General features: G+C 38.6%; 10 protein-coding genes and 3 pseudogenes. 7 read left to right on the top strand and 6 right to left on the bottom strand.

The window, feature by feature from the left end; genetic code table 11:
* Nucleotides 1–3: 3 nt before the first annotated feature.
* Complete coding sequence (lrp, locus tag V3224_RS19745) at nt 4–498, bottom strand: leucine-responsive transcriptional regulator Lrp (protein WP_026822393.1); 495 nt, start codon at nt 496–498, stop codon at nt 4–6.
* A gap of 546 nt (nt 499–1,044) precedes the next feature.
* On the opposite strand from lrp, the gene trxB reads away from it, so the two are divergent.
* The 5 genes from trxB (at nt 1,045) to infA (ending at nt 6,966) form a co-directional block, all read left to right on the top strand.
* Nucleotides 1,045–2,010, top strand: coding sequence for a thioredoxin-disulfide reductase (gene trxB / locus V3224_RS19740; RefSeq protein WP_032116320.1), 966 nt, complete (start codon nt 1,045–1,047; stop codon nt 2,008–2,010).
* A 156-nt stretch (nt 2,011–2,166) separates the two neighbouring features.
* Nucleotides 2,167–3,939, top strand: coding sequence for a heme ABC transporter permease/ATP-binding protein CydD (gene cydD, locus V3224_RS19735; protein WP_334472365.1), 1,773 nt, complete (start codon nt 2,167–2,169; stop codon nt 3,937–3,939).
* A 1-nt stretch (nt 3,940) separates the two neighbouring features.
* Nucleotides 3,941–5,662 (top strand): heme ABC transporter ATP-binding protein/permease CydC, encoded by a 1,722-nt coding sequence (gene cydC / locus V3224_RS19730; RefSeq protein ID WP_334472364.1) that lies wholly within the window; start codon nt 3,941–3,943, stop codon nt 5,660–5,662.
* Between the two features lie 39 nt (nt 5,663–5,701).
* Nucleotides 5,702–6,418: a leucyl/phenylalanyl-tRNA--protein transferase gene (aat, locus tag V3224_RS19725; RefSeq protein ID WP_334472363.1), complete on the top strand. Its 717-nt coding sequence runs from the start codon at nt 5,702–5,704 to the stop codon at nt 6,416–6,418.
* 329 nt (nt 6,419–6,747) lie between these two features.
* Nucleotides 6,748–6,966, top strand: a complete 219-nt coding sequence (infA, locus tag V3224_RS19715) for a translation initiation factor IF-1 (RefSeq protein WP_334472362.1) — start codon at nt 6,748–6,750, stop codon at nt 6,964–6,966.
* Between the two features lie 68 nt (nt 6,967–7,034).
* On the opposite strand, the gene clpA is transcribed toward infA, so the two are convergent.
* Nucleotides 7,035–9,320: an ATP-dependent Clp protease ATP-binding subunit ClpA gene (gene clpA / locus V3224_RS19710; protein ID WP_334472361.1), complete on the bottom strand. Its 2,286-nt coding sequence runs from the start codon at nt 9,318–9,320 to the stop codon at nt 7,035–7,037.
* 35 nt (nt 9,321–9,355) lie between these two features.
* The gene (clpS, locus tag V3224_RS19705; protein ID WP_334472360.1) at nt 9,356–9,667 is read right to left on the bottom strand and encodes an ATP-dependent Clp protease adapter ClpS; all 312 of its coding nucleotides are present in this window, start codon (nt 9,665–9,667) and stop codon (nt 9,356–9,358) included.
* 303 nt (nt 9,668–9,970) lie between these two features.
* On the opposite strand from clpS, the gene cspD reads away from it, so the two are divergent.
* Nucleotides 9,971–10,183, top strand: coding sequence for a cold shock domain-containing protein CspD (cspD, locus tag V3224_RS19700; RefSeq protein WP_334472359.1), 213 nt, complete (start codon nt 9,971–9,973; stop codon nt 10,181–10,183).
* Nucleotides 10,184–10,265: 82 nt separating this feature from the next.
* Here the strand turns inward: cspD and macB are convergent.
* The 3 pseudogenes from macB to V3224_RS19685 form a co-directional block, all read right to left on the bottom strand.
* A pseudogene (gene macB / locus V3224_RS19695) lies at nt 10,266–12,210 on the bottom strand (macrolide ABC transporter ATP-binding protein/permease MacB).
* A 4-nt stretch (nt 12,211–12,214) separates the two neighbouring features.
* Nucleotides 12,215–13,335, bottom strand: a pseudogene (gene macA / locus V3224_RS19690) (macrolide transporter subunit MacA).
* 114 nt (nt 13,336–13,449) lie between these two features.
* Nucleotides 13,450–15,107: pseudogene (locus V3224_RS19685) on the bottom strand (DUF2813 domain-containing protein).
* Nucleotides 15,108–15,283: 176 nt separating this feature from the next.
* Here V3224_RS19685 and V3224_RS19680 point away from each other — a divergent pair.
* Entirely contained in the window at nt 15,284–16,183 is a 900-nt protein-coding gene (locus V3224_RS19680; RefSeq protein WP_310508966.1) for a lysine exporter LysO family protein, read from the top strand.
* The last annotated feature ends 35 nt before the right edge of the window (nt 16,184–16,218 follow it).

The raw sequence follows: 16,218 nt of genomic DNA, 5'->3' as shown, positions 1-16,218 counted from the left end.
TGATTAGCGTGTCTTAATGACCAAACGATTACTCTGTTTTACCTCTTCCATTACTACATAAGTACGGGTGTCATTGACACCTGGAAGACGAAGTAAAGTCTCTCCTAACAATTTACGATAAGCAGACATATCAGGAACACGTGTTTTAAGTAAATAATCAAAATCCCCAGAGACTAAATGACATTCCTGAATTCCCTCCAGTTTTTGCACAACGGCATTAAACTGTTCAAAAACATCCGCAGCACCACGGTTCAAGGTAATCTCAACAAAAACCAACAAAGATGCATCGAGATAGTGTGGATTTAATAAAGCAGTATAACCTGAAATAAAACCTTGACGTTCCAACCGGCGCACGCGTTCCAAACAAGGTGTTGGTGATAACCCTACTCTCTTAGAAAGCTCTACATTAGAAATACGACCATCCTTTTGTAATTCATTCAGTATGTTCCTATCTATACGATCAAGATCTTTTCCTGGACGCTTTTTGTTATCAATCATTTCGTTATCTCTCTTTTATCTATTTTTTTATACCCATTACATTCCCTATTTTCTTTTCTTATGATTGAATTGGAAAAGATGCAATAAGGTTAAACTCCGCCTGACCATTAGTATTTAGTAGTATAATTCATCTTGTAGATAAATCATCTGGTTAGTTTTCAATTTGATAATGAAAAGTAGGATATTTATCTATTTGTTTAAATGATGTTCAATTTCAATTAATCAAATGAGGTAATTAATCCTACAAGATGTTTTCTCAAATACACAACCGATTGTCAAAGATTATGAATAAAAATCAGAACATCATATGGAAACGAATGTATTATTAACTAATTGTCAATAAGACATAAGGAAAATTCTCAATTTAAAACGTTATTTCACGAAAAATAATCTTTTTTCATGACTTGCTGCCTTAATAAAATGTTAAAGACAAGCTAATAAAAATGACTATTACTTATCATCTTTTAATTCAATTTACTTTTTTTAATTTTTCTAATCTCCTACAATCGCCACATTGAATAAATATTCTTAAAAAATGGAGCATCTATGAACACCACCAATCATAGTAAAGTTGTTATTCTAGGATCTGGCCCAGCTGGCTATACAGCAGCAATTTATGCCGCCCGAGCAAACTTAAGTCCGGTATTAATCACCGGCGTTCAACCAGGCGGACAATTAACCACAACCACCGAAGTTGAAAATTGGCCTGGGGATCATTCCGAATTAATGGGGCCAGTGTTGATGGAACGCATGCTGCAACATACTAAAAAATTTGCGGCAGAAGAAAACATTATTAATGATCACATTCATAAGGTTGATCTGCAGCAACGGCCGTTCCAACTGACTGGCGATAACGGAATATATAGCTGCGATGCACTTATTATCGCTACCGGCGCCTCAGCTCGCTATCTGGGTTTACCTTCTGAAGAAGCCTTTAAAGGTCGTGGTGTTTCAGCCTGTGCCACCTGTGATGGTTTTTTCTATCGCAAACAAAAAGTTGCTGTTGTGGGGGGTGGAAATACCGCTATTGAAGAAGCTCTTTACCTATCAAATATCGCTTCAGAAGTCCATGTTATTCATCGACGTGAAACATTTCGAGCCGAAAAAATCCTTATTCAGCGGATGATGGAAAAAGTAAAAACTGGCAATATTGTATTACATACCAATTTTACTCTCGATGAAGTATTAGGTGACAATAGTGGTGTCACTGGAATCAATTTACGTTCAACCCAAAATGACAACATAGAGATGCTTTCCGTGACTGGCGTATTTATCGCTATTGGCCATACGCCCAATACAAGTATCTTTGCCGATCAGTTAGTGTTAGAAAATGGCTATATTCAAGTGCAATCTGGGACTAAAGGCAATGCGACCCAAACCTCAGTTGAAGGTGTTTTCGCTGCCGGTGATGTTATGGATCATATCTATCGTCAAGCGATTACCTCAGCAGGTACTGGTTGTATGGCCGCCCTTGACGCCGAACGTTATTTAGATGCGTTATACCGCAAATAAATGTTACAAATTATAATAATTTAATAAAGTTCTTTAGCAGGCGCTGTCGAAATAGCGCTTTTTTAGCTGTAACATACCTCTAAAGTTGATATTAGATAAAATTAACATCAACCCGTTGTAATAATTAACTTAACGCCGGTATATAAAATCATCACTATGGATAAACAAAAACAAACTGAACTGGTCAAATGGTTGAAACAACAATCAGCACCAGCAAAACACTGGCTACGCTTATCCATGTTACTGGGAATTATTAGTGGCCTACTTATCGTTACCCAAGCCTGGCTTTTAGCCACCATTTTACAAGCATTAATTATAGACAATGTACCGAGAGAACAACTACTTGTTCAATTTTCATTACTCATTTGTGTATTTATTGTAAGAGCAATAATTAATTTTATACGAGAAAGTGTTGGATTTATTTGTGGCAAAATTGTTCGCCAGCAGATCCGTAGCATGGTACTAAATAAACTTAACCAATTAGGACCTATTTGGGTTAAAAATAAACCCGCTGGTAGTTGGGCTACTATCATCTTAGAACAAATTGAGGACATACAGGATTATTACGCTCGCTATTTACCTCAAATGTATTTAGCCGCTATGATCCCGATTATCATTCTGATTGCAATTTTCCCCCTTAACTGGGCCGCTGGCTTAATTTTATTTATCACCGCACCTTTAATCCCCTTATTTATGATATTAGTTGGGATGGGCGCCGCTGATGTTAATCGACGAAATTTTGTTGCTTTAGCCCGATTAAGCGGCAGATTTCTCGATCGTTTACGTGGACTGGATACCTTACGACTTTTTTTCCGTGCCAACAAAGAAATAAAAGATATTGAACAAGCAACCGAAGAGTTTCGTAAAAGAACCATGGAAGTCTTACGGATGGCATTTCTCTCTTCGGCAGTGTTAGAATTCTTCGCGTCAATCTCCATCGCCATTGTCGCGGTTTATTTTGGTTTCTCTTATTTAGGCGAATTGCATTTTGGTAATTATGGCATACCGGTTACCCTTTTTGCTGGTTTTTTAGCTTTGATACTCGCCCCGGAATTTTTTCAGCCACTACGTGATTTAGGCACTTATTACCATGCTAAAGCACAAGCAGTAGGCGCAGCAGAATCTCTATTTACATTATTAGCCAGCATAGAACAACCATCGCCACTATCGCAAAACAATCAGCTAATGACGCCGGCTCAACCATTAACTATTACAGCACAGCAACTAGAAATTTTTTCTCATGACAATGTACGCCTGGCTGGCCCGTTAAATTTCACCCTATTGCCAAACCAACGCATCGCGTTAGTCGGCCAAAGCGGAGCTGGCAAAAGTTCACTATTAAATGCATTACTGGGTTTTCTACCCTATCGTGGATCGCTAACGGTTAATGGAATCGAACTTAGGGATCTCGATATGGCTGATTGGCGCAAACAACTTAGCTGGGTTGGCCAAAATCCCCATTTACCGGCACAAACCATCATTGACAATATACGTCTCTATTCAGCCGAAGCTTCTGCAGCCGCAGTCAATATTGCAATGGAAAATGCTTATGTAACCGAGTTTATTAAGCATCTACCCACGGGGGTTGATACCCAAATTGGCGAAAATGGCGCTCGCTTATCCGTTGGACAAGCACAACGAATTGCTGTCGCCCGTGCGTTATTAAACCCCTGTCTTTTGCTTTTATTGGATGAGCCTGCAGCAAGTCTTGATATGCAAAGTGAGCAACGGGTGATGACAGCACTTAATGCGGCTTCGACTAAACAAACAACCTTGCTGGTTACACATTTATTAGCAGAAGCTGCCGCATATGATCAAATATGGGTGATGGAAAATGGTTTAATTATTGAACAAGGCACATACAGCAAGCTAAGCCAGACTAAAAGAGCTTTTAGCCGCCTGCTAACTTATCGCGCAGAGGAGATATAATATGCGTGTACTACTCCCTTTTCTTGCGCTATATCGTCGTCATTGGTTACTACTTAATCTTGGCATTATATTAACCATTATTGCGGTACTGGCGAGTATTAGTCTACTAACTTTATCAGGTTGGTTTTTAGCCGGAACGGCACTTGCAGGCGCTGCCGGACTGTATACCTTTAATTATATGCTACCAGCAGCAGGCGTTCGTGGCTCAGCAATTATCCGAACTGCCAGCAGTTACGCCGAACGGTTGGTTAACCATGATGCAACTTTTCGTATCTTAGCACATTTAAGGATATTTACATTTCAAAAACTATTCCCGCTTTCACCTGGCGGTATCGCACACTATCGCCAAGGAGATATTCTTAATCATCTGGTAGCTGATGTCGAAAGCCTTGATCATTTGTATCTACGGGTGCTTTCTCCCATTTTTGCTGCTTTGGTTATTACTATTTTACTCACTTTGGCATTAAGCACATTAGACTCATTTCTTGCCCTTACTCTGGGCACAATTATGCTGTGTTTGCTGATTACCTTACCCTGGTTTTTTTATCAGGCGGGAAAATCTATTGGACACGATCTCACTATATTTCGCAGCCAATATCGAGCTTGTTTAATCAATATTATTCAGGCACAAGCGGAACTAACTGTTTTTGGGGCATTACCTCGTTTTCGGCAAGTATTGACCGATCTAGAAACCAACTGGCTAAAACGCCAACAACAGCAATCTAACTTAACCGCGCTATCACAATCTATTATGATTTTTATCTCCGGCCTTACCGCAACCCTATTAATGTGGATGGCAGCAACTGGTGTTGGTGAACAGCATAAACCCGGTGCGCTTATTGCTCTGTTCGTCTTTTATACCTTAGCTGCGTTTGAAGTTCTTGGGCCGGTGGCGGTTGCATTTCAATATTTAGGGCAAGTGGTTACTTCAGCAAATCGCTTAATGGAGTTAATTAATCAGGAGCCAGCCGTGACATTTCCCGCTTCAGATATAACAACGAATAATCAGGTTGACATCAAATTGCAAAAAGTGCACTTCAGTTATCCCCAACAACCGCAACCGACATTAAAAAATATCTCTTTAACACTCAATGCCGGTGAACATGTTGCGCTACTAGGTAAGACAGGTTGTGGTAAATCTACGCTGTTACAATTATTAACCCGTGCATGGGATGTCAGCTCAGGCCAGATCTTGATAAATGGCCACCCAATTAATCACTATAATGAGAAAACATTACGTAAATTAATGGCGGTAGTTCCACAGCGAACACATATTTTTAGTGATACTTTACGTAATAATCTGCTAATAGCGAAAGATGATGCAAGTGATACCTTACTGACAAAAGTAATAAAACAAGTCGGTTTAGACAGCCTGATTAAAAATCAAGGGCTCGATAGTTGGATCGGTGAAGGTGGCCGACAACTTTCAGGTGGCGAACAACGGCGATTAGGTATCGCAAGAGCCCTACTTTATGATGCGCCAATAATTTTATTAGATGAGCCGACTGAAGGATTAGATGTAAAAACTGAAAAACAGATACTAATTCAGTTGCAACAGCACTGCCAGGACAAAACCTTGTTAGTTATTACCCATCGCTTACAGGGTCTGGAAAAAATGGATCAAATATATGTGATGGATGATGGAAAAATTATTGAGCAAGCGACCCATGCAGAATTATTACAATTGAAAGGGGCTATTTTCAATATTATCAAGCTCAAATAGTACTAGCATAATTACAAAATTAGTTAATAGGACGGTTATATGTTTCAGCTTGATGATGGATCTTATATCTTTCCAGCGCCCGAATATGCTCTACATGAACCCAATGGTTTACTAGCCATCGGCGGTGATCTGGCTGTTGGTAGATTACAATCTGCCTATTATGAAGGGATTTTCCCTTGGTTTAATCCAACGGAAATTCGATTATGGTGGTCGCCAGATCCACGTGCAGTTCTCTTGCCAGCAGAAATACACATTAGCCGAACAACTAAAAAAAGAATGAGAAAAACCGCTTATGCCATTACGCTAAATCATGACTTTGAACAGGTTATTGCCGCCTGCGCACAACGGCAAGAAGGAACCTGGATCACCCACCAAATAATAGAAGCCTATACTGCTTTGCATCAACTGGGCGTTGCTCATTCCGTTGAAGTTTGGTACAACCCAAAATTAATTGGTGGACTATATGGCGTTAATGTTGGTAAAATTTTTTGTGGTGAATCGATGTTTAGCCGTGTTAGTGACGGTTCTAAATATGCACTTATTGCTTTTTATCACCATTTCCTGCGTTTCGGTGGAAAACTGTTTGATTGTCAAATAATTAATGCATATAACGCCTCTTTAGGTGTGAAAGAGATCCCGCGAGTACAGTTTTTAAATTATCTCTATCAATATCGCGATCAACCTATCGATAAAGCATGTTGGCTAAAGCAAACCATAAGTTTACCCAGTGTAGAAGAAATTAATCATTTTGAATGATTAACTGGAAAATATTTTTCTACCTAAACAAAGACAACAGATAGCTGATTTAGCATCAATTTGAAGATATAAGTGACAGAATCATTCATGCTATTGCAAACTAAGTTAGATAGTTTGCTATGATATTATTACATTTTATTTTTTTATCGTTCGCGTTGTTCAAACCGTATACTTGTTGTATATTTTTGTACTATTAAGCTTTAATGCTGTAATTTTCGTATCTTGATAAAAAGAAAAAGTGACTTTAAACTCGACACTCCTTTACATAAGGAGGGTTTTTCGGCATTATCTTGCCCGTAAAAAACTTGGTGATTAACTCAGAGGATTAGATGGCCAAAGAAGACAATATTGAAATGCAAGGTACAGTACTAGATACTCTGCCCAATACCATGTTCCGTATTGAACTAGAAAATGGATACGTAGTTACTGCGCATATTTCTGGCAAAATGCGTAAAAATTATATACGTATTCTGACGGGCGACAAAGTGACTGTCGAGTTAACACCTTATGATCTGAGTAAAGGCAGAATCATCTTTCGTAGCCGTTGATCGCCTCTTCTCTCAGGCTCTTGCCATAGACGATTGGAATATCGTCTATGGTTATAAACCATCTGTAATTAAATTATTGCATTCTCTGGTTTAGTTTTATGCATACCTTCAAAATGATAAGTTAATTTTTGCGTCTTCTTATTCAGATCGATCTTAACAGCACCACCGTGACTCAACTGCCCAAATAAAAGTTCATTAGCTAAAGGTTTCTTTAGATTATCCTGGATCACTCTTGCCATCGGCCTGGCTCCCATCGCCTTATCATAGACTTTAGCACAAAGCCATTGACGTGCCGCATTACTGATTTCAATTGATACACCTTTTTCATCAAGTTGCGCTTGTAACTCAACAATAAACTTATCAACAACTTGGGCAATAACTTCTGGTGTTAAACCATTAAACCAAATTATGCCATCCAATCGATTACGAAACTCAGGCGCGAAAATTCGTTTTATCTCTGATAATGCATCGGTACTATTATCCTGCTCAGTAAAACCAATCGATTTACGTTGTGTTTCTTGCACACCCGCATTAGTGGTCATTACCAAGACAACATTACGAAAATCAGCCTTACGGCCATTATTATCGGTTAAAGTACCATTATCCATCACTTGTAATAAAAGATTGAATACATCAGAATGTGCCTTTTCTATTTCATCTAATAAAACGACCGAATAAGAATGTTTTATAACCGCATCTATCAATAAACCACCTTGATCAAAGCCTACATATCCTGGTGGGGCACCAATTAGCCGACTAACTGTATGACGTTCCATATATTCTGACATGTCAAAACGCAACAATTTAATATCTAATGCCTTTGCCAGTTGCACAGTGACTTCTGTCTTACCGACACCCGTTGGCCCAGCAAATAAAAATGCACCAATAGGTCTGTGGCTACTACCTAACCCCGCTCGATTCATTTTAATCGCTTCGCTGAGGGTTTGAATAGCTTGCTCTTGGCCAAATACTAGCAATTTCAATCTATTATCTAAATTTTTCAATCGCTCTTTATCGCTAGAAGAAACTGTTTTTTCAGGAATCCGGGCAATGAGGGAAATAACTGATTCTATCTCCTGTACCCCAATTGTTTTTTTACGTCGGTTTTGTGGCATCAAACGCGTTCTTGCACCCGCTTCATCAATAACATCGATTGCTTTATCCGGTAAATGGCGATCTGTAATATATTTTACTGATAAATCAACCGCTGCTTTAATCGCTTTGGGACTATAACGAACATTATGGTGAGCTTCATACTTAGCTCGTAATCCATTAATAATCTGTACCGTTTCGTCAGCAGAAGGTTCGACGATATCAATTTTTTGGAATCGTCTTGCCAGCGCACGATCTTTCTCAAATATATGACTAAATTCTTGGTAGGTAGTTGAACCCATCACCCGGATCCGGCCACTCGATAGTAATGGCTTAATCAGATTAGCCGCATCAACTTGTCCGCCAGATGCCGCACCAGCACCAATAATCGTATGGATTTCATCAATAAAGAGAATACTTTTTTCATCTTTTTCTAACACATTTAATAATGCTTTAAAGCGCTTTTCGAAATCACCACGATACTTAGTCCCCGCCAGTAGTGAACCGATATCCAGGGCATAAATAGTGCAATCTTTCATTACTTCCGGGATATCATTTTGTATGATACGCCATGCTAGCCCTTCCCCAATCGCTGTTTTACCTACCCCAGATTCACCCACTAATAGAGGATTATTCTTTCGCCGCCGACAAAGAACCTGGATCGTTCTCTCCAGTTCCAGCTGACGCCCAATTAAAGGATCAACTTTGCCGGCTTTTGATAATAGGTTAAGGTTGGTAGTAAAGCTATCCATCCGTTTTTCAACGCCAATAGCTTCTTCATTCTGATAAGCGGCATTAATAGAATCAGAATGGCTATTATCAGCCTCACTACCTTTGACCATACCATGAGAAATAAAATTAACAACATCAAGCCGACTTACATCGTGTTTACGCAATAAATAGGCTGCCTGAGACTCTTGTTCGCTAAATATAGCAACCAGCACATTAGCACCAGTAACTTCATTACGCCCAGATGACTGCACATGAAACACTGCACGCTGCAATACTCGCTGAAAACTTAACGTAGGTTGAGTATCCCGACTATCATCCTCAGGCAATAATGGCGTTGTTTGTGAAATAAAATGCTCCAATTCCTGTCGCAATACCACAAGGTCAACTTTGCAAGCATCTAAGGCTTCCCTGGCCGATGTATTACTGAGCAACGCCAGCAATAGATGCTCAACCGTAATAAATTCATGCCTGCTATCTCTTGCCTTGGCAAAAGCTACATTAAGACTAAGTTCAAGTTCTTGGTTAAGCATAATCACCTCCCTATAAATTAGTCTAATCAGACTTCTTATATCGTGCAAAGTAATGGATATTCATGTTCTCTTGCATAAATATTAACTTGCGCGGCCTTTGTTTCTGCAACCTCAGCAGTATAAACCCCACAAATCCCTTTCCCGTGAAAATGAACATCCAACATGATTTGTGTGGCTTGCTCTTCATCAAATGAAAAGTATTTTTTTAACACTTGTATTACAAAATCCATTGGCGTGAAATCATCATTATTCAAAATAACCTTATACATTGAAGGTGGTTGTAAAGCATGTTCCACTTGTTCCTTGAGCCTGACATCCGTCTGATAATCTGATTGGCACTCACTCATTATGTAAAAATCCAGTTAAATATTTTAATTATACATTTTTCTTAATTATTCTTAGTTTATCACTTTGATCCCATTTGTGACCAATCATCCTTAAAAAAGTAATAATAAAAAAACAGTGACCTATAGCGTTATCTAAATCAAATTTTAGCAACTGAACCAGTTTCTACGAATAGAGTACACTTGACGCCATATATCTTTTTAATACAGTATATTTTATGAACAAGCAATTTTTAGTTAGCTGCAATATGAAATGAGCTGTTCACAGGCACTTGTTTGATAAAACCCCATTATGAAGGATGATGTATGGAGACAGGTACAGTTAAGTGGTTTAATAATGCTAAAGGTTTTGGCTTCATCTGCCCCGAAAATGGTGGCGAAGATATCTTAGCACACTATTCCAGTATCCAGATGGAAGGGTATCGTACATTGAAAGCTGGACAAAAGGTCAATTTTAGTTCAACTAAAGGGCCTAAGGGTAACCATGCCAGCCTTATTATTCCTGTAGAAAATGGATAGGTTGGTTTTCATTGCCTTTAATCATTTGCTATTTTAATTATTGCTCCCAAGCTTCTTTTGGGAGCATATAAATATTTATTACTCATTCCCTTGCCAAAGCATCTACCGGTTTCAACTTTGCCGCGTTGCGGGCGGGTAAAAAACCAAAAATGAGGCCAATGATGGTTGAGCAAACTAAAGCGCCAAACAGTGGCATTAGGCTAAAAGCAAACTGCCAATCCGGTAATAGTAAGCGCGCAATAAGCGCCACGATATAAGAGAGTAAAATCCCTAAAAAACCACCAAACAAACAAATAAAAATTGCCTCTATCAAAAATTGTTGCATAATATCGCTATTTCGAGCACCGATTGCTATGCGAATACCAATTTCTTTCGTCCGTTCGTTACTGAAACCAGCATGATATTCATCACACCGATACCACCGACTAGCAAGGAAATAACCGCCACTAATGTTAAAAAAAACTGTAGCGTATTGGTCGTTTTTTCTATCGTTTTAATCAATGTATCGAAGTTATAGGTAAAAATATCCTTTTTACCATGCAATACCGTTAACAATCGCGTCAATTGTTGTTCTGCTTCTAACGAGCTATACCCCTGTTTGATCCTAATATAAAGATTATCAAAATAAGAGCGATTCATCAGACGACTACTCATCGTAGTATAAGGCATCCAGATCTGTAGCATATTGCTATTGCCATAAACTGACTTCTGCTCAGCCGCCACCCCAACAATAGTAACAGGCATATTGCCGACTAATATTATTTCACCAACAACCTGTTTCTGCTTAGGAAAAAACATATCCTTGGTATTTTGATCAATAACAATCACCTGTCCATGGTGCTTAACCATATCGCTGGTCAAAATTATACCTTCGCTCATTGACATGGCATAAACATCGAAATATGACTCTCCAACGCCAAATGCACTGGCTGCTGAATTCCGATTACCATAACGTAAGCGAACATCAGTACTCATTTTACCTGATATAGCAAAAACATATGGCTGCTTTTGTAGCGCATCCACATCGCTTATGGTCAGCGCCCGCCTATCTTCTGGGCTGACGTCGCTAAATCCTTTACCAGGAAAAACTGTGATAGTATTTGTCGCAATTGACTGAATATCGGCTAATACCGACCTTTTGGCCGCATTACCAATAACAAGAATACTAACGACCGAGGCAATACCAATAATGATGCCAAGCATAGTGAGTAATGTGCGCATTTTGTTAATTAATATTGCTCTCCATGCCATTAGTAACGGTTCTCTAAACTGATTAAGTCGTTGCGTTATTGAAATTTGCTGCTTTTTAGCAGAGAAAATCGGCGGTAATATTTTTGTTGGCTCGCGTTGCACGGAATGATGGATAATTTCGCCATTTTTAATTTCAATTATCCGCTCTGCCTGCGCTGCGATCTGCATATTATGGGTAACCAGAATAACAGTATATCCCTGTTGGCATAGCTGTTTAAGAATAGCAATACTTCATCACCAGAATGGCTATCCAATGCCCCCGTTGGCTCATCAGCTAAAATAATTTGCCCACCATTGATCAATGCCCGAGCAATGCTGACCCTCTGCTGTTGGCCACCAGATAATTGCGTCGGATAATATTTAATTCGGTCACTCAAACAAAGGCGTGCTAATAATCCAATTGCTCGTTTACGGCGCTCTTGCTGGCATGTACCGGCATAAATAGCCGGAATTTCAACATTCTGTTCGGCAGTCAAATAAGGTAACAAATGATAACGTTGGAATATAAAGCCAAAATATTTGCGGCGTAAAACAGAAAGCTGCTCGTCATCCAGTTGAGCTATATTTTGACCAGCCAGATAGTATTCACCATAACTTGGTTTATCTAAGCAACCAAGAATATTCATTAAAGTTGATTTGCCAGAGCCTGAAACGCCAACAATCGCTACCATTTCCCCTGCGTTTATGGTCAAAGAAATATTTTCTAGTACCTTTACCTGTTGTTCACCTGTTCGATAATTACGACCGATATTACTCAATTCAAGTAATGCACTCATTCCTTCATCCTTTTGCTATCTCAGAGTTAGTAATTACTAAGTCACCTTCAGCAAGACCGGAAACAATTTCTGCATCAATATAATTTTGAGTAGCAACTTCGACTCTCCTTTCCACTTGTTGCCCATTTTGTAGTAGTACAATAATATATTGATTATTAGCAATATTTTCTCTCAAGGCAGATAGTGGTAAAAGTAATACATTTTTATGTAATGTAAGTTGAATTTTAATTTGTGCAGTCATTTGTAGTTTTAAAATATGATGCGGATTGGGTACTTCAAAGCGTGCATAATAAAAAATTGCATCATTAACTTCTTCCGGCGTAGGTAAAATATCTTTCAAAACTCCAGCAAAAGTTCTATCCGGTGCACCAAGAATAGTAAAAGAAGCTTTTTGCCCCGGTTTAAGATTAATAATGTCAGCTTCAGAAACTGGTGCTTTTCTAACATTGTATCCAAATCAGCTAATGTGATGATAGTTGGCGCTTCTTGAGAAGCGATTACCGTTTGTCCCTGCAACGTTTTAATGTTAGTAACAATCCCACTTAATGGCGCAGTAAGATAGGTATATTTCAAATTAGTTTTAGCTGTATTTAACGAGGCTTGATTACGATTAATTTGGGCAATATAAATTTTTACCCGTGCTTTTTTAACCTCCACATCAGTTTTAACTCGATCAAACTCCTGCCGCGAAATAGCCTGATGCTTTGCCAAATCGACATAGCGCTGATAAGTCATTTCGGCTAACTTCAATTCAGCCTGCGCTAAGGCTAAATTAGCTTGATGTTCACGCAGCGTCGTATCCTCTGATTCTTTAACAACATTTTGCGCTTTTTGCGGATCGATTACCGCTAACAAATCCCCTTTTTTTACCATATCCCCCTCTTTTACATAAAGGGTCTGTAACTGGCCACTAACCTGAGCGCCAACATCTACCTTACTCAACGCGTCCAGCTTACCCGTGGCAAGTACATGTTTTTCGATATTTCCTCTGATAACGGGTACAGTCTGATAATTTATTTTTTTGGGTAAATTGATTATATAAAGCATCACAGCGGTGATGATAATAATTAATATCAACATCAGAAAAATTAATAAACGCTTTTTTTGATTGGGAAGAAATTTCATACTAAAAATACCTTTTTTTAATATGGAATAGGTTAAAAACCGTATAAGAGCCACGGCTGCCTCGACTAAAACCAGCAGACAAATACTACAATATTTTTATTGCTTACCTGTTTACTAAGATTGCCCTCTGGCTAGCCATGCAAAACGTGAAAACATATGGCGCAGCAAAGGAGGAATTGAATTAACGCCTTTTTCTGCCGCTCTATTGGCGACTTCAATTGCTAAATCAGGTTTAGAAGTTCGATGAATTGCTTTAATAATGACACGACGCGGTGATATTTTACCATTATCAGGAATAGCGGCAATCTGATGATAAATATCGCTGAAACCTTCACGGTAAAAAAAATGCTCCATATCTGACGCAGGTAATGTAGTTAGTCTATCTCGAGGAGTATCATTGATTCTTTCAGCATAAGCAATTGCTGAATCAGCATACTGTTTCCATGCATTATCGCCATCAACCAAAGTATGCCACTCGATCCCCATACTATTAGCAAACTTTAATAATGGCTTAAGACCGCATTGCGCAAACTCAATCACTTTAACACCTTCTGACTCAAAATGATAATTACATTGGCGTGCTAATTCATTAACCAGATTTCAGTCTCACCTTCAACCAATAACCAGCAGCGTGCAAATAGTGCTGATGGGCGATTAATGCGTATGTGAAATGAAAGACGACGCATATCCTCCAGTGATAACCTGTTCGTCTTTAACCGATAAGCAACCACTTGATTTGAATTACGTACTAAGCGGCATATATTTTCCAGTGGAACTTGTGAAAGCAATTCGCCTGAATTAGTTGAATTAATACGCTGCAATGAAAAAAGATTTAATAGTCGCCAAGCAACCGAAAGCATAATAGGATGTAAACGAGTTTCTGGATCTTCGATAATCAGGATAGGCCGAGTATCGCTATTTAGTTGAAAATCGCCCTGTAATTGTAAAAATGATGAAAAAAGCTGCCAAATAATTAACCGAATAGAATGCTGTTCCGGTTTACCGACTATACGATTGATATCTTCCAGCACTCGCCAGCCTCTTCTATTAGGTGAGTGATAGGCAATATTTGACTTATGTGGTCGATTAAATAAGCGCATATTTTGTTCGGCAAAATAATAACCGAGCAACTGTTGCATTGCCACAAAGCCATCTTCAATCTCTTCATGAGACAATTTTGGTGATGCTTTTATTAATGCCTGGGTCAATTGTTGTAATTGGCTGGCAAATTTAACAGAGGTTTTTTTATAGTCAGCATCATAAGATTCAGCCGCTGTAGGGCGTGAAAAGCGGGCGTCTCTTAGACGTAGTACGGGATATAGTCGAATAATCTGCTGGATATATTTGCTATTATCATTTAAAACCAGCTTATTGCCGTCCTTATCTAAAAAACATCTTTCGGTAGCCACAATATTATTTTGTCGTTCAGCACTCACACGATAATAAATATGTTTATATTTATCATTTCCTTCAATCCATAATGCAGATAAGGACTTAAATCGATTAGCGTTGTCACTATTTGACTGGTTTTCACAAAAAACTAAAATAATTTGTAGATTATTGACTTGTTCATCTGTATCTACCAAGTGATGGAAATCATGTTGGCTAAATTGATATAACGGCTGCTTAGGTGATAATAAAATAGTCAGCACATCTAACAAACTTGACTTACCCCAGGTATTTTCACCAATTAACACAGTATTATGATCTAAGGTCAATGAAAGCCGATTGATGCCGCGAAAACCAGAAATCTCCACTTGTTGCAAATACATGGTTAACCTCTTTTTATGCCTATCAGTAATAGTTACTGGATTATCCTGTGAGCAAATGAATTACATTTAAATATTATTCTATGATATTGCGCCTAGTTTGAGTCTGTTATAAAATATTTCACGTTATTTCCACAAAATCATCGCCATAAAAGCGTTAATTGTAATAAGGATGGACTATGTATTCAGGACTACTTATCATTCTTTTACCGTTAACTCTAGGCTATCTGTTTCGCTTCAAGAATAAGAAGATTTTAGCGCTTACTCATCGCCTATTAGGTGTGATGGTTTACATTATTTTATTTTTAATGGGCATCACTTTGGCGTTATTGGATAATATTAGTACTCATCTTACTGCAATTTTTATCTATACCATGGTTTTCTTTTGCTGCACCTTTGCCGCTAACCTGATTGCTTTATTATTATTGGATAAACTTTTTCCGTGGAAAATTGCGAAACGGGAAACCAATAAACCACTCTCTCGGTTAAAAATGATTTTAAGTTCACTACCACTGTGTGGCGTGTTAATACTAGGTTTTCTGTTAGGATTAACAAAATGGCCATTTTTATCCTATGCCAAACATGGTACTGAAATTACCCTTATCTGTTTATTATTATTGGTGGGTTGCCATCTTCGTAATAGTGGGATGTATCTTCGGCAAATTTTAATCAATTTCAGAGGCGCAACGATTGCGGTAATTGTTGCCACCAGCGCGCTACTTGGTGGTATTTTGGCGGCATTTTTATTAGGGCTACCTACTAAAGTAGGTTTAGCGATTGCAGCCGGATACGGTTGGTATTCGCTAACCGGTATACTGCTTACCGACGCTTACGGGCCAGTCATTGGTAGTACCGCTTTCTTTAACGATCTAATGCGCGAATTAGCGGCTATTATGCTTATTCCAATTATTATCAATCAATTTCGTTCTACTGCATTGGGGATTTGTGGCTCAACATCGATGGACTTTACGCTACCCATATTACAACGTAGCGGGGGAGTGTCTATTGTACCTGCTGCCATTGTCCACGGTTTTGTACTAAGTCTATTGACGCCATTACTGATTGCCTTCTTCACCTAATAGATAACTAAATTTTCTGCCAACTACGCTGGTGC

The sequence above is a fragment of the Arsenophonus sp. PmNCSU2021_1 genome, assembly GCF_036919435.1.
Lineage (GTDB): Bacteria > Pseudomonadota > Gammaproteobacteria > Enterobacterales > Enterobacteriaceae > Arsenophonus > Arsenophonus nilaparvatae.
Note: the sequence above shows the minus strand (reverse complement) of the source record. Positions and strands in the feature narration are given on the sequence as shown.

Excerpts from the sequence above, each read along its gene's own strand:
- lrp (WP_026822393.1), bottom strand. The coding sequence starts at position 498 with ATGATTGATAACAAAAAGCGTCCAGGAAAAGATCTTGATCGTATAGAT.
- trxB (WP_032116320.1), top strand. The coding sequence starts at position 1,045 with ATGAACACCACCAATCATAGTAAAGTTGTTATTCTAGGATCTGGCCCA.
- cydD (WP_334472365.1), top strand. The coding sequence starts at position 2,167 with ATGGATAAACAAAAACAAACTGAACTGGTCAAATGGTTGAAACAACAA.
- cydC (WP_334472364.1), top strand. The coding sequence starts at position 3,941 with ATGCGTGTACTACTCCCTTTTCTTGCGCTATATCGTCGTCATTGGTTA.
- aat (WP_334472363.1), top strand. The coding sequence starts at position 5,702 with ATGTTTCAGCTTGATGATGGATCTTATATCTTTCCAGCGCCCGAATAT.
- infA (WP_334472362.1), top strand. The coding sequence starts at position 6,748 with ATGGCCAAAGAAGACAATATTGAAATGCAAGGTACAGTACTAGATACT.
- clpA (WP_334472361.1), bottom strand. The coding sequence starts at position 9,320 with ATGCTTAACCAAGAACTTGAACTTAGTCTTAATGTAGCTTTTGCCAAG.
- clpS (WP_334472360.1), bottom strand. The coding sequence starts at position 9,667 with ATGAGTGAGTGCCAATCAGATTATCAGACGGATGTCAGGCTCAAGGAA.
- cspD (WP_334472359.1), top strand. The coding sequence starts at position 9,971 with ATGGAGACAGGTACAGTTAAGTGGTTTAATAATGCTAAAGGTTTTGGC.
- V3224_RS19680 (WP_310508966.1), top strand. The coding sequence starts at position 15,284 with ATGTATTCAGGACTACTTATCATTCTTTTACCGTTAACTCTAGGCTAT.